We start from the raw sequence: 24299 nt of genomic DNA on the forward strand, positions 1-24299 counted from the left end.
GATGACCCATGCCAACCCCTTTCACGAAGCCGAGCGTGCGGCCCAGATGCGGGCGGGCGTGGATGACGTGTCGCGGTGGGCGGGCGGCTTCGTCCGCGATCACCTGCCGGATCAGCATCGCAGGTTCCACGCGGGCCTGCCCTTCATGGTCCTGGCGGGCGCGGACGCCTCGGGGCATGTCTGGGTGACCCTGGTCGAGGGCCAAGACGGCTTCGTCACCTCGTCCGATCCGCGGCATCTGGCGTTTCGCGCCCATGTCCCGGACGACGATCCACTGGCGCAGCGCTTCGCGCAGGGGGGCGATGTGGGTGCGGTGGGGATCGACCTTGCGACGCGGCGGCGCAACCGGTTCTCGGGGCGGCTGCGCCCCGTGCCGGACGGCTTCGTCATCCGCGTGGCGCAGACCTTCGGGAATTGCCCGCAATACATCCACGAGCGCAGCCTTGCCCGCGTTCCGTCATCCCCCGGCCCCGTGCGCCGATCGGATGCGCTGGACGATGACCAGATCGCGCGGATTCACGCGGCGGACACGCTGTTCATCGGATCGGGTCAGCACGAGGGCGCGGGCGCGGCCTCGGACGGGTACGACGCCTCTCATCGGGGCGGGGCGCCCGGCTTCGTGCGGGTCGAGGGGCGGAACCGGCTGCTGATCCCCGACTACATGGGCAACAATTTCTTCAACACCATCGGCAATATCATGGCCGATCCCCGCGTGGGGCTGGTCTTCGTCGATTTCGCGACCGGCGGGTTGCTGCATCTTCGCGGGCGGGCCAGCGTCGACTGGTCGCCCGAGGGTGCGCATGATCCCGACGCCTGGCGCATGATCCGGGTCGAGGTCGAGGCCGTGATCGACCGGCCCGCCGCGCTGTCGCTGCGCTGGTCGCGGACGGAGGCTGGGACGCGCAAGCTGCGGGTGGTGCGCAAGACGGTCGAGTCCGCCTCCATCACCTCGTTTCATTTGGCATCGCTGGACAGGCGGCCCCTGCCGCGGTTTCGCGCGGGGCAGCATCTGCCGATCACGGTCCAGGTGCCGGGGCAGGCTGGGACCAGCAGCCGCAGCTATTCCCTGTCGGGCGATCCGAAGGGGGGCGAGTACCGCATCACCGTCAAGCGCGAGGATCGCGGCCTCGTCTCGCGCCATCTGCATGACGCGCTGCCAGAAGGAGGCGTGATCGAGGCGGGCGAGCCCTCGGGCGAGTTCGTGCTGCCCGAGGGGCGCGGGCCGGTGGTCCTGATCGGGGCGGGCGTGGGGCTGACGCCGATGCTGTCGGCGCTGCATGCGCTGGCGGGGACCGACCGCAGGACCTGGTATCTGCACGCGGCCCGCAGCGGGCGCAATCACGCGATGCGGGACGAAGTTGCGGCCCTTGTCGCGGCCCACCCGAACCTGCGGCAGGGCGTGTTCTACAGCAGGCCCGAGCCCCATGACCGGATCGGGGGCGATCATCACGAGACGGGCCGGATCACCGCCGGGCATGTGCTGGCACTGGGTGTCGGACCCGATGCGGATTACATGATCTGCGGACCGGCGGGCTTCATCGCGGATCTGCGGAACGGGCTGGAGGACGCGGGCATCCCGCCTGAACGGATCCTGTTCGAGACCTTCGGACCGGGGGCCTGACGGCTCAGCCCGGCTCGAAGCAATGGGGCTGAAGCCGGGCGACCTTCTGCAGGTCCGCCAGCACGCCGCGCAGATGGGTGCGGATCGCGGCCTCGGCGGCGGTCGCGTCGCCTGCCGCGATGGCCTCGACGATGGCTTCGTGCTGGTCGATCAGGTGATCGGTCGGAAACTCCTCGGCGGTCAGGTGGCGCACGCGGTCCATCTGCATCTTGATCTGCTGGATATGCGCCCAGACCCCGCCACGGCCCGCAGCCGCCGCCAGCGCCTGGTGGAAGCGTTCGTCCAGCGCGAAGAAGCCCGCACCGCCCTTCGCGCGGCGCTGTTCGGCGATCAGGCCCCGCAGATGCGCGATGGCGGCGGCATCGGCGCGGTCCGCCGCGATGCGTGCGATATCGGCCTCGACCGCCTCGCGGACGAACTGGCCCTGCGTCACGTCGTTCATGTCGATCTTGCACACGAAGGTGCCGCGCTGCGGGCGGATCTCGACCAGGTTTTCGGCTGCCAGCTTGATGAACGTCTCGCGCACGGGTTGGCGCGACAGGCCATAGGCGGCGGCGATTTCCTGTTCCGACAGCCGCGTTCCGGGTTGCAGCCTGCCGCTGACGATGCGGTTGCGCAGATCGGCGATCAGCTGAACGCCAAGCGGCGCGGTGGCTTCGATTGTGGCAAGCGTATCCATGCCAAGCGTTCTACTCTGCCACACGGCCCCTGCCAAGTTGATATACTACCATACTTGTAATCAACGCGGACCCGCGCTAGGCATGAAGGGGGACAAGGGAGGAATCATGCGGCAGACATGGCGCTGGTTCGGCCCCCGTGACGGGGTCGGCATCGAGGACATGCTTCAGGCAGGGGTCGAGGGGGTCGTCTCGGCGCTGCACCACGTGCCGACCGGCGCGGTCTGGACACCCGAGGAAATCGCACGCCGCCAGGCCGAGATCGCGACGCGGCCCGACGGGACACCCTCGGGTCTTGCCTGGGAGGTCGTCGAGAGCCTGCCCGTATCCGAGGACATCAAGCGGCAGTCGGGCGAGTGGCGCGCGCATGTCGCGGCCTATCGCGACAGCCTTGCGAACCTTGCGGCGGCGGGGATCCGGACGGTCTGCTACAACTTCATGCCGGTGCTGGACTGGACGCGGACCGATCTTGCCTGGCGCGTCGGGCATGGCGGGACGGCGATGCGCTTCGACCTGATCGACTTTGCCGCCTTCGACATCCACATACTGCAGCGCGAAGGGGCGGCGGATGCGTTCCCCGAGGGCGTCGCGGATCAGGCCGCCCGCCGGTTCGCCGCCATGGACGATGCCCGCCGCGAGGGGCTGTCGCGCAACGTGGTCTTCGGCCTTCCGGGCGCGGCCGAGAATTTCAGCCTGTCCGATGTGCGCGATCACCTTGCGGAATACGCCACCATCCCGACCGAGCGTCTGCGCGCCAACCTGATCGACTTCCTGTCGCAAATCGCCCCCGAGGCCGAGCGGCTGGGCATCCGCCTGTGCTGTCACCCGGACGATCCGCCCTTCCCGCTGCTGGGCCTGCCGCGGATCATGTCGACCGAGGCCGATTACCGCGCCATCCTCGACGCGGTCGATCTGCGCGCGAACGGCGTGACGCTGTGTTCCGGATCGCTTGGGGCGCGGGCCGATAACGACCTGCCGGGGATGATGCGCCGCCTGGGCGATCGCGTGCATTTCCTGCACCTGCGCAACGTCACCCGCGAGGAAGACGCCACCCCCTGTTCCTTCCACGAGGCCGAGCATCTGGGCGGCGGCACCGACATGGTCGCCCTGATCCACGCCGTGCTGGCCGAGGAGGCCGCGAGACGTGCGGCGGGGCGCGACGATGCCTCGATCCCCTTCCGCCCCGATCACGGGCAGGACATCCTGGACGATCTGCGCCGTAACGCGCAGCCCGGTTATCCGGCAATCGGACGGCTGAAGGGGCTGGCCGAGCTGCGCGGGATCATGACCGCGCTGTCCCATCCGCTGGTGGCGTCATGACGGGGGTCGCGGGCGCAGAAGGCTTCGCCTCGCGGCTGATCCCTGCCTGGCTGGCCGTCGCGCTGCCGCAGGGCGAGGGTCCCGCGCCGGTGATCGAGGCGCTTGGCGATGACGGCCCCCGCACCACGCTGGCGCAATGCCGCACGGTCTTTGCGCTGGCGCATCTGGCGCGCGTGGCCGACCGCCCCGATCTGCTGGACGCGGCGCATCGCATCCACGGTTTCGTGTCGTTGCACCTGCGCGGCGCGGATTGGGGGCACCGTTTCTCGGACGGGCAGGGGCCGGATGCCTGCCTGCGCCGCAGCTATGATCAAAGCTTCGCGCTTCTGTCCGTCGCGGCGCTGATGCGCGCGGGGTCGGACCGCGTCGATGCCCGCGACCTGCACCGCATCTGGGATTTCATCGAGACCAGGCTGATCGAACCCGCGACCGGCGCCCTGTGGCAGGACGAGCGCGGCCCAGACAGCCCCGACACCCGCAGCCAGAACCCGCAGATGCACATGCTCGAGGCCGTGCTAGAGGCGCATGCCGCAACGGGCGATCCCGTCTGGCTGGCCCGCGCCGAAGGTCTTGCGGCGGTCGGCCTGCGCCACTTCGTCGATCCCGCGACGGGTGCCGTGCGCGAGTTCACGGGCCCTGACCTGGAACCGACCGACGACGCCAGCGGCACCCGCCGAGAGCCGGGCCACCAGTACGAATGGGCGTGGCTGCTGCATTGCCTGGCCGACGCGACGGGGCGCGACGACCTGCGCAAGGCCGCGGCCCGCATGACGGAATTCGCGGAAACGCACGGCCTGCGCCGGGGCGGCCCGCTGGACGGCGCGCCCTTCGAGGCGGTGGACGCCACGGGCCGTCCGACCCTGCCCGAGCACCTTCTGTGGCCGCTGACCGAGGCGGGCAAGCTGCATGCGCGGCTTGGCCATCGGGACCGGACCATCCGCATCGCGGACATCATCTTCGGCGCCTATTTCGCGCCGGATCACGACCCCCGCTGGATCAACCGGCTGGATGCCGAGGGTCGCACCACGTGGGATGCCGCACTGACGCGGCTTCTCTATCACGTGGCGATCTTCGTGACCGAAGGGCATCGCGCGGGCTGCTGGAGGATCGGCCCCGCGACCGCATGATGCGTCGTAACGACGACATGACCGAACAACAAGGAGGAGACACAATGACCCATCTGACCAAGGCGACCGCCGCCGCCATCCTTGCGCTGGCCGTATCGCCGGCAATGGCGCAGGACTTCAAGCTGGCGCTGTCCACGTCCCAGCCCACCACGGACCCGATGGTCATCGCCATGGAGGAGGCGAAGACCAAGATCGAGGAGCGCAGCGAGGGCCGGATCGGGGTCACCATCTATCCCAGCTCTCAGCTGGGCGAGGATAACGACGTGCTGGAACAGATCCGCGGTGGCGCGCCCATCGCCGTTCTGGTCGATGCGGGCCGCCTGTCGGCCTTCAAGCGCGAGCTGGGCATCCTTGCCGCCCCCTACCTGGTCGAGGACTACACCGGATACGCGGCGATCACCTCGTCGCCGGTCTTCCAGGGCTGGGCGGACGAGCTGGCCGAAAGCTCGGGCCTGCGGCTGATGAACTACAACTGGTTCCAGGGCACGCGGCAGATGTTCACGAAGAAGCTGGTCGAGGGGCCGGACGACCTGTCGGGCGTCCGCGTGCGCACCATCGACGCACCCGGCTGGGTCGCCACGGTCGAGGCGATGGGCGCGACGCCTGCGCCGATGGCCTGGTCCGAGGTCTATTCGGCGATGCAGCTGGGCGCCATCGACGGCGCCGAGGCCCAGCTGACCGGGGCCTTCGGGATCAAGCTGCACGAGGTTTCGACCAACGTGGCCTTCACCAACCACATCCAGCTGTTCACCGGTCTCGTGACATCCGAGGACTGGTACCAGTCGCTGCCCGACGACCTGCGCACGATTCTGGACGAGGAGTTCAAGGCCGCAGGCGACATGGCGACCGAAGGCACCGTCGCGCGGCTGGCGCAGGTCCAGTCCGACATGGAGGCCGCGGGCGTCAGCTTCAACGAGCTGGACACCGCCCCCTTCCGCGAGGCGACCGCCGCCGTCTACGAGACGCTGGACCTGGTCGAGGCGCGCGAGGTGCTGCAGCCCTATCTGAGCCAGTGACACGGGTGCCCGCCCCCGGCCGGACCGGGGGCGGGTCCATGACGGAAATGGGGGACGCCGTGACGTTCTGGAACATCTTCGACCGGGCCGAACGGCTGGCCGCGCTGCTGGCGCTGGTGGCCGTGGTCCTGTCGGTGCTGGTGGCGGGGATCGGGCGCAGCCTTGGCTGGCCCGTCGCCGCCGCGCCGCAATATGCGCAGCTGTCGCTGATCTGGGCCTGCATGCTGGGTGCCGACATCGCCGCCCGCCAGGGGCAGCACATCCGCGTCGGCGCGATCTTCGACATGCTGCCGCGCCCCGTTCGCGCGGCCCTCACCGCGCTGAGCCTTGCGCTGATCCTGCCCTTCCTCGGCTTCGTGGCCTGGCACGGATGGTTCCTTGCGACCAACAACTGGGAGCGGGAACTGGGTGCCTCGGGGCTGTCCTATGGCCTTGTGACGCTGGCGCTGCCGGTGGGCGCGGTGCTGCTGATCCTGTCCTTCACGCGCCGCCTGTGCGCCGAGGGGCTGGCGGGGCTGTTCGACCACCTGGCGAACGAGGACGCCCCCTCGGATGGCCCTTCCGAACATGCGGCGAAGGAGGAAATCCTGTGATCTCAAGCCTCATCCTGATCCTTGCGCTGACGCTGATCGCCATCGGCATGCCCGTGGCCTTCGCCATCGGGATCGCCGGAACGTCCTATTTCCTGCTGCCCTCGACCTTTTTGCCCGACCAGACCTCGGTCCAGCGGATCGTGGCCGTCAGCCAGTCCTTCCCGCTGCTGGCGGTGCCGCTGTTCATCCTGCTGGGCAACCTGATGAACGGATCGGGCATCACCGAGCGGCTGATCCGGTTGTCCACCACGCTTGCGGGCTGGATGCGGGGCGGGCTGGCGCAATCCTCGATCCTGCTCAGCGCGCTGATGGGCGGCGTGTCGGGATCGGCGGTGGCGGATGCCGCGATGCAGGCGCGCATCCTTGGCGTCCCCATGGTCGCGCGCGGGTATTCCCCCGGCTTCGCGGGGTCGCTGCTGGCCATCGGCGGGCTGATCACCGCGACCATCCCGCCCAGCCTGGGGTTGATCCTCTATGGCTATCTGGGCGAGGTGTCGATCGGGCGCCTGTTCATCGCGGGCATCGTGCCGGGCGTGCTGCTGACGATCGCGCTGATGCTGACCACCACCATCGTCGCCCGCAGGCGCGGCTATGTGCCCGAACGCGACCGCGCACCCACCCTGTCCGAGGTCTGGCGCGATTTCATCCACGGGTTCTGGGCCGTGCTGTTCCCCGTCTGGCTGCTGGTCGGGATCCGCTTCGGCTTCTTCACCCCGTCCGAGGCCGGCGCCTTCGCCATCGCCTATACGCTGATCGTGGGAATGGGCATCTATCGCGAACTGACCCTGCGGCGCGTCTACGAGGCGTTCATGCAGACGCTCAGCGATATCGGGATGATCATGCTGATCATCCTGTTCTCGGGGGCCTTCGGCTATGTCATCACCTTCGAGCGCGTCCCCCAGGACATCGCGGAATTCGCGCTGACCGCGCTGACCGACCCGACGGTGCTGCTGTTCGTCGTCTCGGCCTTCCTGCTGGTGCTGGGCATGCTGATCGAGGCGACGGTCCTCGTGATGCTGCTGACGCCGATCCTGGTGCCGGTCGTGACGGCGGCGGGGATCGATCCGGTGCATTTCGGGCTGATCATGATGACGCTGGTGACCTTCGGGGGCATGACGCCGCCGGTCGGGGTGTCGATGTTCACCGTCTGCGGGATCCTGCGCTGTTCCTATCGCGACTATACGGTCGAGGCGCTGCCCTTCATCGCGGCGGTGCTGGGAACGGTGGTGCTGATGATCCTGTTCCCCGGCGTGGTGATGTTCCTGCCCAACTGGCTGATGTAGGCGGCGCGGGGCGTCAGGCGACCAGGACCCTGGTGCCCCGCCCCGCGCATTCGCGCATGACCCGATCGGGCAGCGGGGCGGTGGTCACGACGATGTCGTGATCGGACAGCCGCCCGTGGCGACAGGCGAGGTCCAGCCCCATCTTGCCGCCATCGGCAACCAGGATACGGGTCGCAGCACAACCCGCGATCGCGCGGCGGGCCATCACCTCGTCGGTGTCATAGTCCAGCACCTCGCCCAAAGGGGTCAGGCCGCCGCAGCTGAAGATCGCGAAATCCATCCGGTAGCCCGCGAAGAACTCCAGCGCGGTCGCGCCCACCAGGTCCAGGTCGCGCATCCGCACCGTCCCGCCCGCCATGGCCACCGCGATGCCGGGGGCGTTCTGCAACGCCGATACCGCGTGGATGCTGTTCGTTGCCACGAACAGATCCCGATGCCCGGCAAGAAAGCGCGCGCAATGCTCGACCGTGGTCCCTGTCCCAAGCGCCAGCCGCGACCCGTCTGGGATCAGCCCCCTGACAACGGTGGCGATGCGCTGCTTGTCCTGCCACGCGATGCCCACGCGCGGGTGATAGCCGATATTCTCGGTCCGGTTGCGCAGCTGCACGCGGCCATTGCGACGCTGCACCAGCCCCGCCTGATCCAGGTCGCGCAGATCGGCGCGCACGGTCTGGACCGAGACGCCCAGCCGGTCCGACAGCTCGGTCGCGGACAGGGGGCCGCCCTCGGACAGAAGCGCAACGATGACATCGCGCCGTTCGACCAGATCAAGCCGTGACATGATTTTCCTTCGAAACCACCGCAGATTGCGCGAAGCCTAGGGTATCGGCGCAAGTGTCTGCAATATAATAAATTCTTCAAACTCGCGTCGTCGAACCGTCACATTGCGCGACCATAAGGCCCCTGTGCTTGGCTTTCGAACGAAAGCAAACCTCAGGAGAGCCCGATGAAGACCTTCCTCACCTCGACCGCCCTCGTGCTGCTGGCGGGCACCGCCATGGCGGATACGATCACGCTCTATACCTCGCAGCCGAACGCGGATGCGCAGCAGACCGTCGATGCCTTCATGGCCGCCAATCCCGGCACCGAGGTCGAATGGGTCCGCGACGGCACCACCCAGCTGATGGCCCGCCTGCGCGCCGAGATCGAGGCCGGCAATCCCCAGCCCGACGTGCTGCTGATCGCCGATACCGTCACGCTGGAGGGCATGGCGCAGGAAGGTCTGCTGACCGCCTACCAGTCCCCCGAGGCTGCGAATTACGACGCCGCGCTGAATTCGCCCGAGGGGTATTACCACTCGACCAAGCTGATCACGACCGGCATCGTCTACAATACCGGCGTCGAGACCGCGCCCGAATCCTGGGCCGACCTGGCGCAGGACGGGCTGAAGGGGCAGGTCGCGATGCCGTCGCCGCTGTATTCGGGCGCCGCGCTGATCCACCTGGCGACGCTGACCGGCGATGACAGCCTGGGCTGGGAATACTACGAGACGCTGGCCGCGAACGAGGCCCGCGCGCAGGGCGGCAATGGTGGCACCTTCAAGGCCGTCGCCTCGGGCGAGAAGCCCTATGGCATGGTCGTGGACTTCCTTGCGATCCGCAACAAGGCCGAAGGCTCGCCGGTCGAATTCGTCTTCCCGACCGAGGGCGTGTCCTACGTGACCGAACCGGTGGCGATCATGTCCACCGCGAAGAACCTCGAGGGTGCGCAGAAATTCGTGGACTTCCTCATCAGCGAGGAAGGCCAGCAGCTGGTCCTGGACATGGGCTACATCCCCGCCCGCGAGGGCATGGGCGTTCCTGAGGGCTTCCCCGCCCGCGACCAGATCCGGCTGATGGATTTCGACCCCGCCGCCGCGCTGGAACAGGCCGAGGCCGACAAGGCGAAGTTCACCGAGCTGTTCGGCGCCGAGTGATGCAGGCTGCCATGCAGAAAGGGGGCAGCCGGTCCGAGAACCGGCTGCTCTCGGTCGTGCTGCTGATCGCGACCTTCGTGACGCTGGCGCCGGTCATGCGCCTGTTCGTCGAGGGGCTGACCGACCGCACGCGCCCGGGTCTTGGCCTTGCGGCGGATGTGCTGTCGCAGCCCGCGACGCTGGATGCGCTGCGCAATTCGCTGGTCACGGCGGGGCTGGGGACGGTGATCTCGGTCGTGCTGGGATCGGCCTTCGCCTTCATCGTGGCGCTGACGGATCTGCGCGCCAAGGCGGCGCTGGTCTTCTGCCTGATGATCCCGATGATGATCCCGCCGCAGATCACGGCGCTGTCCTGGATCCAGCTGATGGGGCCGTCCTCGGTCCTGCTGAAGACGCTCTGGATCGCGCCGCCACTGGGTTCGGCGCAGCCGCTCTATTCGCCGGGGGGGATCGTCCTGCTGCTGGGCATCCAGCACATGTCGATCGTGTTCCTGACCCTGCGCGCGGGCCTGCGCGCCATCCCGCAGGAGGTCGTCGAGGCCGCCCGCATCAGCGGCGCGCGCGGGCTTCGGACATGGTGGCAGGTCGTGATGCCCCTGACCCTGCCCAGCCTTGCTGCGGGCAGCGCGATCACCTTCGTCACCGCGCTCGGGAATTTCGGGATCCCCGCGATGCTGGGCATTCCCGCAGGCTATTCCACGCTGCCGACGCTGGTCTATCAGAAGCTGGCGGGCATGGGCACGGGCGTCCTGGCCGAGGTGTCGGTGCTGGCCATGCTGATCGGCACAGTCGCGATCGCGGGCATCCTGGCGCAGCGCCTCTTCCAGACCCGCCAGCGCGTGCATCTGGTCGGATCGACCTCGCGCCCGCTGGCGATCCCGCTTGGCCGTGCCCGCCTGCCGGTCGAGATCGCGCTGTGGGCCGTGGTCGCGGCGATCCTCGTGCTGCCGATGCTCGGGCTGATCGCGACCTCGCTGGTGCCGGCATATGGCGTGCCGCTGCGGCTGGACACGATCACGCTGAAATCCTGGGCCGAGGTGCTGTTCAGCCAGCCCGTCACCCGCCGCGCCTTCGCGAATTCGCTTGGCCTCGCGCTTGGGGCCGCGCTGGTGCTGATGGCGATGTGCCTGCCGCTGGCATGGCTGATGTCGCGCAACCCCACGCGGCTGACGCGGCTGTTCGACAGCCTGCTGGACCTGCCCTATGCGCTGCCGGGGGTGGTGCTGGCCATCGCGATGATCCTGCTGCTGATCGACCTGCCGCTGACGGATGCGACCCTGTATGGCACCGTCTGGATCATCTTCCTTGCCTATCTGGCGCGGTTCTTCGCGGTGATGTTCCGCCCCGTGCAGGCCAGCCTGAAGCAGCTTGACCCCGCCATGGCCGAGGCCGCGCAATCGGTGGGCGCGGGCCTGTCGCGCCGGATGCGCGACGTGGTCCTGCCGCTGACGGCGCCCGCCGCCGCCGCGGGGGCGATCCTGGTCTTCCTGACCGCGTTCAACGAACTGACCGTCTCGGCGCTTCTGTGGTCCTCGGGGACCGAGACGCTCGGGGTGGTGATCTTCAACCTCGAGGACAGCGGCGAGACCGCGATGGCCAGCGCGCTTGCCATGACCATCGTGCTGGTCGTCATGGCGCTGATGGGCCTGATCCAGCTGTTCTCGCGCCGCTTCCCCAAAGGAGTCGTCCCATGGCAGACATAGACCTGTCCTCTGTCGGCAAGGATTTCGCGGGCACGCCCGCCCTGCAGGACATCACCACCCGGTTCCATGACGGAGAGTTCATCGCCCTGCTGGGTCCGTCCGGCTGCGGCAAGACCACGCTACTGCGCCTGCTGGCGGGGTTCGAGATGCCGGACCGTGGCCGCATCGCCATCGGCGGCTGCGACGTGGCGGATGCGGGGCGGGGCGCGATGGTCCCCCCCGAGGACCGCAATATCGGTTTCGTCTTCCAGTCCTATGCCCTGTGGCCGCACATGTCGGTGCGCCGCAATGTGTCCTATCCGCTGGAGATACGCCGCCTGTCGCGCGATGCCATTGCCACCCGGACCGAGGCCGCGCTGCAGGCCACCGGCCTTGGCGATTATGCCGACCGGATGCCGTCGGACCTGTCGGGCGGGCAGCGACAGCGAGTGGCCCTTGCGCGCTGCCTCGTGTCCGACCCGCAGGCCGTCCTGCTGGACGAGCCGCTGGCGAACCTGGACGTGGCGCTGCGTGCCTCGATGCAGGCGGTCTTCACCGATTTCCACCGCCGCACCGGGGCCACGATGGTCTATGTCACCCATGACCAGTCCGAGGCGATGGCCATGGCCGACCGCATCGCGGTGATGGACCGGGGCCGGATCCGGCAGCTGGACACGCCGCAGAACCTGTATGAACGCCCCGCCAGCCGCTTCGTCGCGGAATTCGTCGGGCGCGGGACGGTGGTGCCCGTGCAGGCCCATGACGGCGCGGGCCGCGCCCGCATCCTGGGGGCCGAGGTTGCGGTGAACGCCGCCCCGCAATCGCGCTTTGTCGATCACGTCTGCCTGCGCCCCGAGAACCTTGCGATCTCCGAGACGGGCGACCTGCGCGCCAAGGTCGCGCGTGTCACCTATCTTGGCGGGAAATACCTGCTGGAAACCGTGCTGGATTGCGGCACCCGCCTGGTGACCGAGACCCGCGCCCGCTTCGATCCGGGCGCGCAGCTTGGCCTGACCATCAACGCCCCCTGGGCCTTTGCCGAGGATTGAATGGACAGCGTGAAGATCCTTTCGGGCATGGGCGTGAAGGGCCCTGCCTGCATCAGGCTGGATGTCGGCGGGATGCGCCTGATCCTCGATTGCGGGACGGGCCCGGACGAGGGCGCGGATTTCGACCCCGCCTGGCTGGCGGGCGCGGATGCGGTGCTGATCACCCATGACCACGTGGACCATATCGGCGGCGCGCGTCACGCGGTCGCGGCGGGGCTGCCGATCCACGCGACACGGCAGACGGCGGCATTGCTGCCCGCGGGGGCGGATCTGCGCCTGCTGCCCGAACGCGGTGTCACGCGGATCGCGGGGGTCGATCTGACGACCGGTCGCAACGGGCATGCCGCGGGCGGCGTCTGGATGCATTTCGACATGGGCGAGGGGCTGTTCTATTCCGGCGACTGGTCCGAGGAATCCGATTGGTTCGCCTTCGATCCGCCCCCGCCTGCGGGGACGGCGATCCTCGACTGCTCCTATGGCGGTTTCGACGTGGCGCAATCCGATTGCATCGCGGACCTGGACGACCTGCTCGAGGTGCTGCCGGGGCAGGTGCTGCTGCCGGTGCCGCCATCGGGCCGCGCGGCCGAGCTGGCCCTGCGGCTGATCCGCCGCCACGGACCGGGCAGCGTGATGGTCGACGACGCCTGCCTGCCGGCCATCGCGCATCTGCCCGAGGCGCGCGGACTGGCATCCGCCACCGAGGCGCGCTTTCTTGTCTGCGACACGCCGAACGCCGAAGCCGGCGCGGCATGGCGGCATCTGCGCGCGTGGCGCGATGCGGGCAGGCTGGGGCAGGACGCGCATGTCGTCTTCACCGGCCACATGAACGCCCATGCGCGCGGCTTCTGCGACCGCCCCGGCGGGCATTTCCGCCGCTGGAACGTGCATCCGCCGCTGCGCGACCAGCGACGGATGCTGGAACGGCTGGCCGCGCGGCGCTTTGCCCCGGCCTTCTGCCCCGACCCCGAGATCTATCTGGCGCTGGACATGGGCGCGCAGGTCTTCATGCACCAGGAGGTGACGCCATGATCCCCGCCCGCAGCTTCTGCCTGATCCGCCACGGCGAAACGGCCGCCAATGCCGAGGCGATCATCGCGGGCGCGACCGATGTGCCCCTGACGCCAAGGGGTCGCGATCAGGCCCGCGCCCTGGCAGGGCGCGAATGGCCATCGGGCATCGCGCTGTTCGCCAGCCCGATGTCGCGCGCCCGCGATACCGCGCTGCTGGCCTTTCCGGGGCTCGACCACCAGCCCGAGCCCGATCTGCGCGAACGCGACTGGGGCATCTTCGAGGGACGCCCCGTCGCCGATCTGCCCCCGCGCGAAATCACGCCGCAGGGGGGCGAGGGCTGGGACGACATGCTGGCCCGCGTGGACCGTGCGATCCGGCGGATCTGCGCGACCTCGGGCGATGCGCTGCCGGTGCTGGTCTGCCATTCGGGCGTGATCCGTGCCGCGCGCGTGCTGTGGACCACCGGCGATGCGGGCGACCGTCCGCCCAACGCCACGCCGATCCTGTTCAGCCCGGACGGCGACCGATTCAAGGAAGGAACGATATGACCGCCACCACCCCCTGCGTCGTCTTCGACGTGGACGGCACGCTTGCCGAATTCGACGCCGACCGCCTGGGCCATCTTGTCCACGGCACGACCAAGCACTGGGACGCCTTCCACCACGCGATGGCCGACGCCCCGCCCATCCCCGAGGTCGCCCGCCTGATGCGCAAGCTGAAGGAGGGGGGCGAGACGGTCGTCATCTGCTCGGGGCGGCCCCGCGGCTGGCAGGATCACACGATCGCATGGCTGCGCAAGCACGACCTGCCCTTCGACGGGATCTATCTGCGCCCCGAGGATCAGGACGGCGCCAGCGACCCCGAGGTCAAGCGCCGCGCCCTGGCCGAGATGCGCGCCGACGGGCTGGCGCCCTGGCTGGTCGTGGACGACCGGCGGTCCGTCGTGGATGCCTGGCGGGCCGAGGGGCTGGTCTGCCTGCAATGCGCGCCGGGGGACTTCTAGGGCCGCGCGACGGGGGCGCGGACAGGCTGGGCGGGAAACCGCTCCGCCAACATGCCCGACACGCGTCGAACCGCGCGTCCGACGCCGATTTCCGCACGGAAACGCGCGGCAAGTTGACATAACTTGCACGCGACGTCTCGATTCTGCCCGCGAAGAATGCGATGCATCCAGATGATGCAGAACGAAGAAGCGGAAGCGCCCGTGAAAGACCAGATGATTTCCCATACCCCGGTGCCCACGCAATGGGTCGGCCCGATCCTGTTCCGCGGCCCCGTCGTCGAGGGCCCGATCAGCGCGCCGCTGGCCACCTACGAGACGCCGCTCTGGCCCTCGACCGCGCGGGGGGCGGGGGTTTCCCGGCATTCGGGCGGGATCCAGGTCTCGCTGGTCGATGAACGCATGAGCCGCTCGATCGCGCTGCGGGCGCATGACGGGGCGGCAGCGACCGCCGCCTGGCAGTCGATCAAGGCCCGCCAGGAAGAGGTCGCGGCCGTCGTCGCCACCACCAGCCGCTTCGCCCGCCTTGTCGAACTGAACCGCCAGATCGTGGGCAACCTGCTGTTCATCCGCATCGAATGCGTGACGGGCGACGCCTCGGGTCACAACATGGTCACCAAGGCCGCCGAGGCCGTGCAGGGCTGGATCCTGTCGGAATACCCGATGCTGGCCTATTCCACGATCTCGGGGAACCTGTGCACCGACAAGAAGGCGTCGGCGGTCAACGGCATCCTGGGCCGCGGCAAATACGCCGTCGCCGAGGTCGAGATCCCGCGCAAGATCCTGACCCGCGTGCTGCGCACCAGCGCCGAGAAGATGGTCCGCCTGAACTACGAGAAGAACTATGTCGGGGGCACGCTGGCGGGGTCGCTGCGCAGCGCGAACGCGCATTTCGCGAACATGCTGCTGGGCTTCTACCTGGCGACGGGGCAGGACGCGGCCAACATCATCGAGGCCAGCCAGGGCTTCGTCCATTGTGAGGCCCGCGGCGAGGATCTGTATTTCTCGTGCACGCTGCCCAACCTGATCATGGGCTCGGTCGGCGCCGGCAAGGGCATCCCCTCGATCGAGGAGAACCTGTCGCGGATGGGCTGCCGCCAGCCGGGCGAGCCCGGCGACAACGCGCGCCGTCTTGCGGCGATCTGCGCGGGCGTCGTGCTGTGTGGTGAATTGTCGCTGCTTGCGGCCCAGACCAACCCCGGAGAGTTGGTCCGCACCCACATGGAGATGGAGCGATGACCGACAGCAAGGATCACCATGTCGCGGGGCGCAAGCTGGACCATCTGCGTGCACTGGACGACGATGCGGATATCGACCGGGGCGACAGCGGCTTCGACCGCATCGCGCTGACCCATCGCGCCCTGCCCGAGGTGGATTTCGACGCCATCGACACGGCGACCAGCTTCCTGGGCCGTGAACTGTCCTTCCCGCTGCTGATTTCCTCCATGACCGGCGGCACCGGAGAGGAGATCGAGCGCATCAACCGCAACCTGGCCGCAGGTGCCGAGGAGGCCCGCGTCGCCATGGCGGTGGGCTCGCAGCGCGTGATGTTCACCGACCCCTCGGCACGGGCCAGCTTCGATCTGCGCGCCCATGCGCCCACGGTGCCGCTGCTGGCCAATATCGGCGCGGTGCAGCTGAACATGGGGCTGGGGCTGAAGGAATGCCTGGCCGCGATCGAGGTGCTGCAGGCGGACGGTCTGTATCTGCACCTGAACCCCCTGCAAGAGGCCGTCCAGCCCGAAGGGGATCGCGACTTTGCCGATCTGGGCAGCAAGATCGCGGCCATCGCCCGCGACGTTCCCGTGCCCGTCCTGCTGAAGGAGGTGGGCTGCGGCCTGTCGGCGGCCGATATCGCCATCGGGCTGCGTGCCGGGATCCGGCATTTCGACGTGGCCGGTCGCGGCGGCACATCCTGGAGCCGGATCGAGTATCGCCGCCGCCAGCGGGCCGATGACGATCTGGGCCTGGTCTTCCAGGACTGGGGCTTGCAGACCGTGGACGCCCTGCGCGAGGCACGGCCCGCGCTTGCGGCCCATGACGGGGCCAGCGTCCTGATCGCCAGCGGCGGCATCCGCAACGGCGTCGACATGGCGAAATGCGTCATTCTGGGGGCCGATATGTGCGGGGTCGCCGCGCCCCTGCTGAAAGCGGCCCAAAACTCGCGCGAGGCGGTTGTATCCGCCATCCGGAAACTGCATCTGGAGTTCCGGACAGCCATGTTCCTCCTGGGTTGCGGCACGCTTGCCGACCTGAAGGACAATTCCTCGCTTATCCGTCAATGAAAGTGCCTAAGATGACCGTGACAGGAATCGAAGCGATCAGCTTCTACACCCCCCAGAACTACGTGGGACTGGATATCCTTGCCGCGCATCACGGGATCGACCCCGAGAAGTTCTCGAAGGGGATCGGGCAGGAGAAGATCGCGCTGCCCGGCCATGACGAGGATATCGTGACCATGGCCGCCGAGGCCGCGCTGCCGATCATCGAACGCGCGGGCACGCAGGGCATCGACACGGTTCTGTTCGCCACCGAGAGCGGGATCGACCAGTCCAAGGCCGCCGCCATCTATCTGCGCCGCCTGCTGGACCTGTCGCCCAACTGCCGCTGCGTCGAGCTGAAGCAGGCCTGCTATTCCGCGACGGCGGCGCTGCAGATGGCCTGCGCGCATGTCGCCCGCAAGCCCGACCGCAAGGTGCTGGTGATCGCGTCCGATGTCGCGCGCTATGACCGCGAAAGCTCGGGCGAGGCGACGCAGGGTGCGGGCGCCGTCGCCATCCTCGTCAGCGCCGATCCCAAGGTGGCCGAGATCGGCACCGTCTCGGGGCTGTTCACCGAGGATATCATGGATTTCTGGCGGCCGAACCACCGCCGCACGCCCCTGTTCGACGGCAAGGCATCGACGCTGCGCTATCTGAACGCGCTGGTCGAGGCGTGGAACGACTATCGCGCGAATGGCGGCCACGAGTTCGGCGATTTCGCGCATTTCTGTTATCACGTGCCCTTCTCCCGGATGGGCGAGAAGGCGAACAGCCACCTGGCCAAGGCGAACAAGACGCCGGTGGACATGGGGCAGGTGCAGACGGGCCTGATCTACAACCGGCAGGTCGGGAACTGCTATACCGGGTCGATCTACCTGGCATTCGCCTCGCTTCTGGAAAACGCGCAGGACGACCTGACCGGCGCGCTGATCGGGCTGTTCAGCTATGGCTCGGGGGCGACGGGCGAATTCTTCGATGCGCGGATCGCGCCCGGTTACCGCGACCACCTGTTCGCGGAACGCCATCGCGAATTGCTGCAGGATCGCACGCCCGTCACATATGACGAATACGTTGCCCTGTGGGACGAGATCGACCTGACGCAGGGCGCGCCCGACAAGGCGCGCGGTCGTTTCAGGCTGGCAGGTATCGAGGACGAGAAGCGCATCTATGTCGACCGGCAGGCCTGAAGCAGGCGCCCATGCCCCGGGCAAGCTTATCCTGTCCGGGGAACATTCCGTGCTCTATGGTGCGCCCGCGCTTGCCATGGCCATCGCCCGCTATACCGAGGTGTGGTTCACGCCGCTTGGCATCGGCGAGGGGATACGCACGACATTCGCCAATCTTTCGGGCGGGGCGACCTATTCGCTGAAGCTGCTGTCGGGGTTCAAGTCGCGGCTGGACCGCCGGTTCGAGCAGTTCCTGAACGGCGACCTGAAGGTGCACAAGGTGCTGACCCATCCCGACGATCTGGCGGTCTATGCGCTGGCGTCGCTTCTGCACGACAAGCCGCCCGGGACCGCCGCGATGCCGGGCATCGGCGCGATGCACCACCTGCCGCGCCCCGGAGAGCTGGGCAGCCGGACGGAGCTGCCCATCGGCGCGGGCATGGGGTCGTCTGCGGCCATCGTCGCGGCCACCACGGTCCTGTTCGAGACGCTGCTGGACCGGCCCAAGACGCCCGAACAGCGCTTCGACCGCGTCCGCTTCTGCGAGCGGTTGAAGCACGGCAAGGCCGGTCCCATCGACGCGGCCAGCGTCGTGCGCGGCGGTCTGGTCCGTGTGGGCGGGAACGGGCCGGGATCGATCAGCAGCTTCGATCTGCCCGAGGATCACGACCTTGTCGCGGGGCGCGGCTGGTACTGGGTGCTGCACGGTCGCCCCGTCAGCGGGACCGGTGAATGCGTCAGCGCGGTCGCGGCGGCGCATGGTCGCGATGCGGCCCTGTGGGACGCCTTCGCGGCTTGCACCCGCGCGTTGGAGGCCGCGCTGCTGTCTGGCGACAGCCCCGACGCCGCCATCACCGAGAACCAGCGCCTGCTGGAACGCATCGGCGTCGTGCCCGCCGCGACGCAGGCCCTCGTGGCCCAGATCGAGGCTGCGGGCGGCGCGGCCAAGATCTGCGGCGCGGGATCCGTGCGGGGCGATCACGGCGGGGCCGTCCTCGTGCGGATCGACGACGCGCAGGCGATGGCTTCGGTCATGGCGCGCCATCCCGACCTGGATTGGGCGCCCCTGCGCATGTCGCGCACGGGGGCGGCACCCGGCCCCGCGCCGCGCGCCCAACCGCTGCCGGGGCAGGGCTGATGGATCAGGTCATCCGCGCCAGCGCGCCGGGTTCGGTCATGATCACGGGCGAACATGCCGTGGTCTATGGACACCGCGCCATCGTCGCCGGGATCGAGCAGCGCGCCCATGTCACGATCGTGCCGCGTGCCGACCGCATGTTTCGCATCACCTCGCAGATCGGGGCGCCGCAGCAGGGGTCGCTGGACGATCTGCCGATGGGCGGGACCTATCGCTTCGTGCTGGCCGCCATCGCGCGACACACGCCGGACCTGCCTTGTGGGTTCGACATGGACATCGCCTCGGGGATCGATCCGACGCTTGGGCTCGGATCCTCGGCGGCGGTGACGGTTGCCTGCCTCGGCGCGCTGTCGCGGCTGGCGGGTCGGGGGACCGAGGGGCTGCATGACGACGCGCTGCGCATCGTCCGCGCCATTCAGGGCAGGGGCAGCGGCGCCGATCTGGCGGCCAGCCTTCATGGCGGCTTCGTCGCCTATCGCGCGCCCGATGGCGGCGCCGCGCAGATCGAGGCGCTTCCGGTGCCGCCGGGTCCGTTCGGCCTGCGCTATGCGGGCTACAAGACCCCGACATCCGAAGTGCTGCGCCTTGTGGCCGAACGGATGGCGGGCAACGAGGCCGCGTTCGACGCGCTCTATGCCCGGATGGGCGCAAGCGCGGATGACGCGATCCGTGCCGCGCAAGGTCGCGACTGGGCCGCATTCCACGACGCGCTGAACGAATACCAGCGCCTGATGGAGCAGCTGGGCGTGTCCGACGACACGCTGGACGCGATCATCCGCGAGGCGCGCGAGGCGGGCGCGGCGGTCGCCAAGATATCCGGCTCGGGGCTGGGGGATTGCGTGCTGGCACTGGGCGAGCAGCCCACGGGCTTCGTGCCCGCAAGGATTGCCGAGAAGGGACTTGTTTTCGATGACTGATGCCGTCCGCGACATGATCGCCCGTGCCATGGCGGGCGCGACCGACATCCGCGCAGCCGAGGCCTATGCGCCCAGCAACATCGCGCTGTCGAAATATTGGGGCAAGCGGGACGCCGCCCGGAACCTTCCGCTGAACAGCTCCGTCTCGATCTCGTTGGCGAACTGGGGCTCTCATACGCGGGTCGAGGGGTCCGTGACGGGCCACGACGAGGTGCATCACAACGGAACGCTGCTGGGGCCGGACGACGCCTTCGCACGCCGCGCGCTGGCATTCGCCGACCTGTTCCGGGGGGAGAGGCACCTGCCGCTGCGCATCACGACGCAGAACTCGATCCCTACGGCGGCGGGGCTTGCCTCGTCGGCCTCGGGGTTCGCGGCGCTGACCCGTGCGCTGGCGGGCGCGTTCGGGCTGGATCTGGACGACACGGATCTGAGCCGCATCGCCCGGATCGGCAGCGGCAGCGCCGCCCGCTCGATCTGGCACGGCTTCGTTCGCTGGAACCGGGGCGAGGCCGAGGACGGGCATGACAGCCACGGCGTCCCGCTGGACCTGCGCTGGCCCGGCTTCCGCATCGCGATCGTGGCCGTGGACAAGGGACCCAAGCCCTTCAGTTCGCGCGACGGCATGAACCACACGGTCGAGACCAGCCCGCTGTTCCCGCACTGGCCCGCGCAGGCCGAAGCGGATTGCCGCGTCATCGAGGATGCGATCGCCGCCCGCGACATGGCCGCCCTGGGTCCGCGGGTCGAGGCCAACGCCCTTGCGATGCACGCCACGATGATGGCCGCGCGCCCGCCGCTCTGCTATCTGACGGGCGGCAGCTGGCAGGTGCTGGAGCGCCTGTGGCAGGCCCGCGCGGACGGGCTTGCGGCCTTTGCGACGATGGATGCCGGCCCGAACGTCAAGCTGATCTTCGAGGAAGGCAGCGCCGCCGATGTGCTGTCCCTGTTCCCCGACGCCAGCCTGATCGCGCCGTTCGAGGGGCGTTGAACGCGTAAAAGGGTACCACTGGGCAGGATTCTCCCCGCGCGGTCGAGTGTGCCTGCAAAGAGGTGCTTGAGCTGCTGCGTGGGCGTGGGGGGGCACTCGGTACTTGCCCGCCACGGTGACCCGATGCAAAGGACCCCGCGGACTACGACCGCGTCATTGCCCTGAACCAATTTCCCGTCGGTCGAGGCGGTGCAACGCATGGGCGCTGTTGCTTCCACCCGTGTCGGCAGGCAGATGGCGCAGTCCCATAGCTTGGGCAGGATGCGGCACTGCCGGTCGCAGGCGAGGACGGCGCGTCGATCAGTCGAAATCCGCGACGATCTGGCCGATCATGCGGCGCAGCCACAGGTGGCCGGGATCGCGGCGCAGGCGGGGATGCCATGCGATCTGGCTGGGGAAGCGGCCCAGATCCACCGGGACGGGCAGGTTCCGCAGCCCATAGGCATCCGCGGTCATGGCCGCCACGCGCGCGGGCACCGTGGCGATGCCGCCCAGTCGCGCGACCACGGGCGGGGCCGACAGGAAGTGCGACACGACGACCGCGGTCCTGCGGCGAAGGCCCGTCCCCTCCATCCGCTTGTGCAGGCCGGTGCGCCATTTTCCGGGCGGGGCCACGACGACATGCGGCAGGCTCTCGTAGCGGGGTTGGTCCAGCGCCGCGCCGTCGGGCAGGGCCTGCGGGGCGACGATGCAGCGGAACCCGTCGCTGAACAGCTCGGACACGACCAGATCCTCGGGCGGGGTGTCGAACCGCCCGATCGCCAGGTCGAAGGCCCGCCCCGCAAGGTGGCGCGGGTCGAGGTCGGGGCCGATGGGCGACACCTCGAGCGCGGCCTGGGGGGCCTGCGTTGCGAAGGCCGCCGCAAGCGCGGGCGTCAGCACGATCTCGGCATAGGGTCCCAGCAGCAGCCTGAAGCGGCGCGTCGTGCGCGCGGGGTCGAAGGGCTCGGCCGCGCGGAACGCCTGTTCCAGCCGTTCGAGGCCCGCCGCGATGTCGGGGGCGATCTCGAGCGCCTTCTCGGTCGGTTCGACGCCATAGCGGGCGCGCAGGAACAGCTCGTCGCCCAGGGCCTCTCGCAGGCGGGACAGGGCCGCGCTGACGGTGCTCTGGGATTGGCCCAGCCTTTCGGCGGCGGCGGTCACGTTGCGTTCCTCCATGACGGCATGGAACACGCGAAGCAGGGAGATATCTGGCGTCATATGTCCAGCATATCGATATCTGACGTTGCTTGCATCAATTTCCCGAACCACACGCGCGCCCCTATGTTCCATCCCGAAGCACGGCAAATGCCCGTGCGCAGGAATCGAACAGAAGGAGATCCGCATATGGCACGCATCCTGATCCTCTCGACCGCCGCCGACGTGATGGGCGATACCGGCAAGCCGACCGGCGTCTGGTACGAGGAACTGGCGACCCCCTATTACGCCTTTCTCGATGCCGGGCACGAGGTCGTGCTGGTGACCCCCGAAGGCAAGCCCGTTCCCATCGACCCCAATTCCGACGAGACGGGCGAGAACGCCCCCGCCAGCGTCACGCGCTTCCGCGGCGACGAGGCGGCGACCGCGCTGCTGGCCGCGCCGGGCCGGCTCGAGGATATGGACGTCAAGCAGTTCGACGCGCTCTATGTTCCCGGTGGGCATGGCGCGATGTACGACCTGGCCGAAAGCGACCTGGTCGCGGGAGTGATCGGCACGGCATGGGACGCGGGCAAGGTCGTCGCTTCGGTCTGCCACGGTCCGGCGGCCTTCGCCAAGGCGGTCGATGCGAATGGCGATCCCATCGTCAAGGGCCGCAAGGTGTCGGCATTCACCGACAGCGAGGAACGCGCCGTCGGCCTGGCCGATGCGATGCCCTTCCTGCTGGAGACCAAGCTGCGCGAGCTGGGCGCGATCTTCGAGAACGTCGCCGACTGGCAGCCGCATTCGGTCGTGGACGGGCGTCTGGTGACCGGCCAGAACCCCGCATCCTCGGATGGCGCGGCCGAGAAGGTGCTGGCCCTGCTGGCCTGATCCCGAATTGCGCCGCCCGCGATGTCGGGCGGCGCGCCCCTATGCCATCGCCAGCAGCTCGGCCTGCCAATCGGCCGTGTCGCAGCCGTCAAGGGCGGCAAGCCACGCGCCGTCGGCGGCCAGCCGGATGACCTTGAACCGCGTGCCCGCATCCGTGGCGGCGTGGCGGGCCTCCTGATCGGCCATCCACGCATACCAATCCGCCCGCAATTGCGGATCGGCCCACATCGCGGCGGTCAGTTGCAGCTCCACATCCTCTGCCGTCACATCCAGGCAGGTCCTGACATAGGCGCGGGTAAAGCGGCCCATGCCGACCTCGGACGCCAGGTGATCGTCCAGCATGGCCGAGAATGTGGTGATCGCATGTTCGCGCATCGCATCGATAAGCGCGCTCTTGTCACGGAAATGATGCATCAGCCCGCCCTTGGTGACGCCCGCCGCATCCGCGACCGCCTGCAGGGTCACGGTCTGGATCCCGTGCCGGACCGCGATGCCGCTTGCCGCGTGCAGGATCGCCTGCTGGACTTGTTCCGGGCGCTTGGGTCGGTGAAGCCCGCTCAATGCGCGGAACCCGATACGGCGTTGATCAGCACCACCCCGGTCACGATGAAGCCGATGCCCACGATCGCCGCAAGATCCAGCGCCTGCCTGAACAGCACCACGCCGATCAGCGCCGTCAGGACGATGCCCACGCCCGCCCAGACGCCATAGGCGATCCCAAGCGGGATCTGCCGCAGCGCCAGCGACAGGCAGTAGAAGGCCAGCACATACAGCGCCACCGTCGCCAGCGACGGCAGTAGCCGCGTGAACTGCTGCGATTTCATCAGTGCCGTCGATCCCGCGACCTCGGCCACGATCGCGACCCCAAGGATAAGCCATGCCTGCATGTCGGCCCCGCTAACAAACCATCCGGTCGGTTTGTTAGCGGATCGGTCGCGATCCTTCAAGCGGCGTCAGCCCGGATAATGCATCGTGTTCAGGAACCGCGACCTGCGGTCCAGCGGGTTGCGATACCCATGCGCCTGATCCGCATTGAAGCGGAGCGCGCGGTCGGGTTCGACCCTGATCCAGTCGGACCCCAGCCAGATCTCGACCGCGCCCTCGAGGACGAAGATGTCCTCGACGACGCCGGGGGCATGGGGTTCCGAGCGATGTTCCCAGTTCGGGGCCAGGTCGTGCAGGAATACCTCGGTGCCGGTCTTGGGATCGAAGGGGAACAGCGTGCGGAAGGCGGGGCCGTCGACGATCCCCTCATGCGGTCGAATGGGGGCGCTGTCACTGCGCGACGGTCCGATCAGCGCGGTCAGCGGCAGTTGCAGCCCCCGGCACAGCTTCCACAGCGTGGCCATGGTCGGGCTGCTCTCGCCCCGCTCGATCTGGCCCAGCATCGCCTTGCTAACCCCCGTCGCCTCGGCCGCCGCGCTGAGGCTGAGGCCCGCACGGGCGCGCGCCTCGCGAAGATTGTCGCCCACGATCTCATCCCTGCGTGGCTCGGTCATGTGCATCCCCGTCATTCCAGTGT

At 68.7% G+C, this 24299-nt stretch carries 25 protein-coding genes; 19 read left to right on the forward strand and 6 right to left on the reverse strand.

What is annotated here, in order from left to right; genetic code table 11:
• The first annotated feature begins 1 nt into the window (after window position 1).
• On the forward strand, window positions 2-1621 hold the full coding sequence (locus tag QMZ16_RS10060) for a pyridoxamine 5'-phosphate oxidase family protein (protein ID WP_282603133.1): 1620 nt from the start codon (window positions 2-4) through the stop codon (window positions 1619-1621).
• A gap of 4 nt (window positions 1622-1625) precedes the next feature.
• On the opposite strand, the gene QMZ16_RS10065 is transcribed toward QMZ16_RS10060, so the two are convergent.
• Complete coding sequence (locus QMZ16_RS10065; protein WP_282603134.1) at window positions 1626-2300, reverse strand: GntR family transcriptional regulator; 675 nt, start codon at window positions 2298-2300, stop codon at window positions 1626-1628.
• A gap of 106 nt (window positions 2301-2406) precedes the next feature.
• Here QMZ16_RS10065 and uxuA point away from each other — a divergent pair, with 106 nt between their 5' ends.
• Genes uxuA through QMZ16_RS10090 form a run of 5 tightly spaced genes read left to right on the forward strand, consistent with a single transcriptional unit; the run spans window position 2407 to window position 7637 of the window.
• A complete protein-coding gene (uxuA, locus tag QMZ16_RS10070) occupies window positions 2407-3618 on the forward strand; it encodes a mannonate dehydratase (RefSeq protein ID WP_282603135.1) in 1212 nt (403 codons plus the stop codon).
• Complete coding sequence (locus QMZ16_RS10075) at window positions 3615-4745, forward strand: AGE family epimerase/isomerase (RefSeq protein WP_282603136.1); 1131 nt, start codon at window positions 3615-3617, stop codon at window positions 4743-4745. Before uxuA ends, QMZ16_RS10075 begins: the two co-directional genes overlap by 4 nt.
• 44 nt (window positions 4746-4789) lie before the next feature.
• A complete protein-coding gene (locus QMZ16_RS10080; protein WP_282603137.1) occupies window positions 4790-5761 on the forward strand; it encodes a C4-dicarboxylate TRAP transporter substrate-binding protein in 972 nt (323 codons plus the stop codon).
• A 59-nt stretch (window positions 5762-5820) separates the two neighbouring features.
• Window positions 5821-6354, forward strand: coding sequence for a TRAP transporter small permease subunit (locus QMZ16_RS10085; protein ID WP_282603138.1), 534 nt, complete (start codon window positions 5821-5823; stop codon window positions 6352-6354).
• Window positions 6351-7637: a TRAP transporter large permease gene (locus QMZ16_RS10090; RefSeq protein ID WP_022706292.1), complete on the forward strand. Its 1287-nt coding sequence runs from the start codon at window positions 6351-6353 to the stop codon at window positions 7635-7637. Before QMZ16_RS10085 ends, QMZ16_RS10090 begins: the two co-directional genes overlap by 4 nt.
• Before the next feature lie 13 nt (window positions 7638-7650).
• Here the strand turns inward: QMZ16_RS10090 and QMZ16_RS10095 are convergent, their stop codons facing one another.
• A complete protein-coding gene (locus tag QMZ16_RS10095) occupies window positions 7651-8418 on the reverse strand; it encodes a DeoR/GlpR family DNA-binding transcription regulator (protein WP_282603139.1) in 768 nt (255 codons plus the stop codon).
• Window positions 8419-8583: 165 nt separating this feature from the next.
• Here QMZ16_RS10095 and QMZ16_RS10100 point away from each other — a divergent pair, with 165 nt between their 5' ends.
• The 12 genes from QMZ16_RS10100 (at window position 8584) to mvaD (ending at window position 20767) form a co-directional block, all read left to right on the forward strand.
• The gene (locus QMZ16_RS10100) at window positions 8584-9552 is read left to right on the forward strand and encodes an ABC transporter substrate-binding protein (protein ID WP_282603140.1); all 969 of its coding nucleotides are present in this window, start codon (window positions 8584-8586) and stop codon (window positions 9550-9552) included.
• Entirely contained in the window at window positions 9552-11255 is a 1704-nt protein-coding gene (locus QMZ16_RS10105; RefSeq protein WP_282603141.1) for an iron ABC transporter permease, read from the forward strand. The genes QMZ16_RS10100 and QMZ16_RS10105 overlap by 1 nt, the downstream gene beginning before the upstream one ends.
• Window positions 11243-12283 carry an ABC transporter ATP-binding protein gene (locus QMZ16_RS10110; protein ID WP_282603142.1) on the forward strand — a complete coding sequence of 347 codons (1041 nt, stop codon included), beginning with the start codon at window positions 11243-11245 and terminating at the stop codon, window positions 12281-12283. Before QMZ16_RS10105 ends, QMZ16_RS10110 begins: the two co-directional genes overlap by 13 nt.
• Window positions 12284-13312: an MBL fold metallo-hydrolase gene (locus QMZ16_RS10115; protein WP_282603143.1), complete on the forward strand. Its 1029-nt coding sequence runs from the start codon at window positions 12284-12286 to the stop codon at window positions 13310-13312.
• A complete protein-coding gene (locus tag QMZ16_RS10120) occupies window positions 13309-13842 on the forward strand; it encodes a histidine phosphatase family protein (protein WP_282603144.1) in 534 nt (177 codons plus the stop codon). Before QMZ16_RS10115 ends, QMZ16_RS10120 begins: the two co-directional genes overlap by 4 nt.
• A complete protein-coding gene (locus QMZ16_RS10125) occupies window positions 13839-14297 on the forward strand; it encodes an HAD family acid phosphatase (RefSeq protein WP_282603145.1) in 459 nt (152 codons plus the stop codon). Before QMZ16_RS10120 ends, QMZ16_RS10125 begins: the two co-directional genes overlap by 4 nt.
• Window positions 14298-14498: 201 nt before the next feature.
• Window positions 14499-15533: a hydroxymethylglutaryl-CoA reductase gene (locus QMZ16_RS10130; protein WP_282603146.1), complete on the forward strand. Its 1035-nt coding sequence runs from the start codon at window positions 14499-14501 to the stop codon at window positions 15531-15533.
• Window positions 15530-16579 carry a type 2 isopentenyl-diphosphate Delta-isomerase gene (gene fni, locus QMZ16_RS10135; RefSeq protein WP_282603147.1) on the forward strand — a complete coding sequence of 350 codons (1050 nt, stop codon included), beginning with the start codon at window positions 15530-15532 and terminating at the stop codon, window positions 16577-16579. The genes QMZ16_RS10130 and fni overlap by 4 nt, the downstream gene beginning before the upstream one ends.
• A gap of 11 nt (window positions 16580-16590) precedes the next feature.
• A complete protein-coding gene (locus QMZ16_RS10140; RefSeq protein ID WP_282603148.1) occupies window positions 16591-17742 on the forward strand; it encodes a hydroxymethylglutaryl-CoA synthase in 1152 nt (383 codons plus the stop codon).
• Window positions 17723-18859, forward strand: a complete 1137-nt coding sequence (locus QMZ16_RS10145; RefSeq protein ID WP_282603149.1) for a hypothetical protein — start codon at window positions 17723-17725, stop codon at window positions 18857-18859. The genes QMZ16_RS10140 and QMZ16_RS10145 overlap by 20 nt, the downstream gene beginning before the upstream one ends.
• Window positions 18859-19776, forward strand: coding sequence for a hypothetical protein (locus QMZ16_RS10150; RefSeq protein ID WP_282603150.1), 918 nt, complete (start codon window positions 18859-18861; stop codon window positions 19774-19776). The genes QMZ16_RS10145 and QMZ16_RS10150 overlap by 1 nt, the downstream gene beginning before the upstream one ends.
• Complete coding sequence (mvaD, locus tag QMZ16_RS10155; RefSeq protein ID WP_282603151.1) at window positions 19769-20767, forward strand: diphosphomevalonate decarboxylase; 999 nt, start codon at window positions 19769-19771, stop codon at window positions 20765-20767. The genes QMZ16_RS10150 and mvaD overlap by 8 nt, the downstream gene beginning before the upstream one ends.
• Window positions 20768-21067: 300 nt before the next feature.
• On the opposite strand, the gene QMZ16_RS10160 is transcribed toward mvaD, so the two are convergent.
• Window positions 21068-21967, reverse strand: coding sequence for a LysR family transcriptional regulator (locus tag QMZ16_RS10160; RefSeq protein ID WP_282603152.1), 900 nt, complete (start codon window positions 21965-21967; stop codon window positions 21068-21070).
• A 126-nt stretch (window positions 21968-22093) separates the two neighbouring features.
• Here QMZ16_RS10160 and QMZ16_RS10165 point away from each other — a divergent pair, with 126 nt between their 5' ends.
• Entirely contained in the window at window positions 22094-22777 is a 684-nt protein-coding gene (locus tag QMZ16_RS10165; RefSeq protein ID WP_282603153.1) for a type 1 glutamine amidotransferase domain-containing protein, read from the forward strand.
• 39 nt (window positions 22778-22816) lie between these two features.
• Here QMZ16_RS10165 and QMZ16_RS10170 read toward each other — a convergent pair whose 3' ends face one another.
• From QMZ16_RS10170 to QMZ16_RS10180, 3 genes are all read right to left on the reverse strand, one after another.
• The gene (locus QMZ16_RS10170; RefSeq protein WP_282603154.1) at window positions 22817-23338 is read right to left on the reverse strand and encodes a TetR/AcrR family transcriptional regulator; all 522 of its coding nucleotides are present in this window, start codon (window positions 23336-23338) and stop codon (window positions 22817-22819) included.
• Window positions 23335-23664: a multidrug efflux SMR transporter gene (locus QMZ16_RS10175; protein ID WP_282603155.1), complete on the reverse strand. Its 330-nt coding sequence runs from the start codon at window positions 23662-23664 to the stop codon at window positions 23335-23337. The genes QMZ16_RS10170 and QMZ16_RS10175 overlap by 4 nt, the downstream gene beginning before the upstream one ends.
• Before the next feature lie 66 nt (window positions 23665-23730).
• On the reverse strand, window positions 23731-24276 hold the full coding sequence (locus QMZ16_RS10180; RefSeq protein ID WP_282603156.1) for an XRE family transcriptional regulator: 546 nt from the start codon (window positions 24274-24276) through the stop codon (window positions 23731-23733).
• Window positions 24277-24299 lie beyond the last annotated feature (23 nt).

It is taken from the genome of Paracoccus sp. PARArs4 (assembly GCF_947311865.1).
Lineage (GTDB): Bacteria > Pseudomonadota > Alphaproteobacteria > Rhodobacterales > Rhodobacteraceae > Paracoccus > Paracoccus zeaxanthinifaciens.

Bases quoted from the DNA above. Each gene is read 5' to 3' on its own strand.
- QMZ16_RS10060 (WP_282603133.1), top strand. From the start codon at position 2: ATGACCCATGCCAACCCCTTTCACGAAGCCGAGCGTGCGGCCCAGATG.
- QMZ16_RS10065 (WP_282603134.1), bottom strand. From the start codon at position 2,300: ATGGATACGCTTGCCACAATCGAAGCCACCGCGCCGCTTGGCGTTCAG.
- uxuA (WP_282603135.1), top strand. From the start codon at position 2,407: ATGCGGCAGACATGGCGCTGGTTCGGCCCCCGTGACGGGGTCGGCATC.
- QMZ16_RS10075 (WP_282603136.1), top strand. From the start codon at position 3,615: ATGACGGGGGTCGCGGGCGCAGAAGGCTTCGCCTCGCGGCTGATCCCT.
- QMZ16_RS10080 (WP_282603137.1), top strand. From the start codon at position 4,790: ATGACCCATCTGACCAAGGCGACCGCCGCCGCCATCCTTGCGCTGGCC.
- QMZ16_RS10095 (WP_282603139.1), bottom strand. From the start codon at position 8,418: ATGTCACGGCTTGATCTGGTCGAACGGCGCGATGTCATCGTTGCGCTT.
- QMZ16_RS10100 (WP_282603140.1), top strand. From the start codon at position 8,584: ATGAAGACCTTCCTCACCTCGACCGCCCTCGTGCTGCTGGCGGGCACC.
- QMZ16_RS10105 (WP_282603141.1), top strand. From the start codon at position 9,552: ATGCAGGCTGCCATGCAGAAAGGGGGCAGCCGGTCCGAGAACCGGCTG.
- QMZ16_RS10110 (WP_282603142.1), top strand. From the start codon at position 11,243: ATGGCAGACATAGACCTGTCCTCTGTCGGCAAGGATTTCGCGGGCACG.
- QMZ16_RS10115 (WP_282603143.1), top strand. From the start codon at position 12,284: ATGGACAGCGTGAAGATCCTTTCGGGCATGGGCGTGAAGGGCCCTGCC.
- QMZ16_RS10120 (WP_282603144.1), top strand. From the start codon at position 13,309: ATGATCCCCGCCCGCAGCTTCTGCCTGATCCGCCACGGCGAAACGGCC.
- QMZ16_RS10125 (WP_282603145.1), top strand. From the start codon at position 13,839: ATGACCGCCACCACCCCCTGCGTCGTCTTCGACGTGGACGGCACGCTT.
- fni (WP_282603147.1), top strand. From the start codon at position 15,530: ATGACCGACAGCAAGGATCACCATGTCGCGGGGCGCAAGCTGGACCAT.
- QMZ16_RS10140 (WP_282603148.1), top strand. From the start codon at position 16,591: ATGACCGTGACAGGAATCGAAGCGATCAGCTTCTACACCCCCCAGAAC.
- QMZ16_RS10145 (WP_282603149.1), top strand. From the start codon at position 17,723: ATGTCGACCGGCAGGCCTGAAGCAGGCGCCCATGCCCCGGGCAAGCTT.
- QMZ16_RS10150 (WP_282603150.1), top strand. From the start codon at position 18,859: ATGGATCAGGTCATCCGCGCCAGCGCGCCGGGTTCGGTCATGATCACG.
- mvaD (WP_282603151.1), top strand. From the start codon at position 19,769: ATGACTGATGCCGTCCGCGACATGATCGCCCGTGCCATGGCGGGCGCG.
- QMZ16_RS10160 (WP_282603152.1), bottom strand. From the start codon at position 21,967: ATGACGCCAGATATCTCCCTGCTTCGCGTGTTCCATGCCGTCATGGAG.
- QMZ16_RS10165 (WP_282603153.1), top strand. From the start codon at position 22,094: ATGGCACGCATCCTGATCCTCTCGACCGCCGCCGACGTGATGGGCGAT.
- QMZ16_RS10175 (WP_282603155.1), bottom strand. From the start codon at position 23,664: ATGCAGGCATGGCTTATCCTTGGGGTCGCGATCGTGGCCGAGGTCGCG.
- QMZ16_RS10180 (WP_282603156.1), bottom strand. From the start codon at position 24,276: ATGACCGAGCCACGCAGGGATGAGATCGTGGGCGACAATCTTCGCGAG.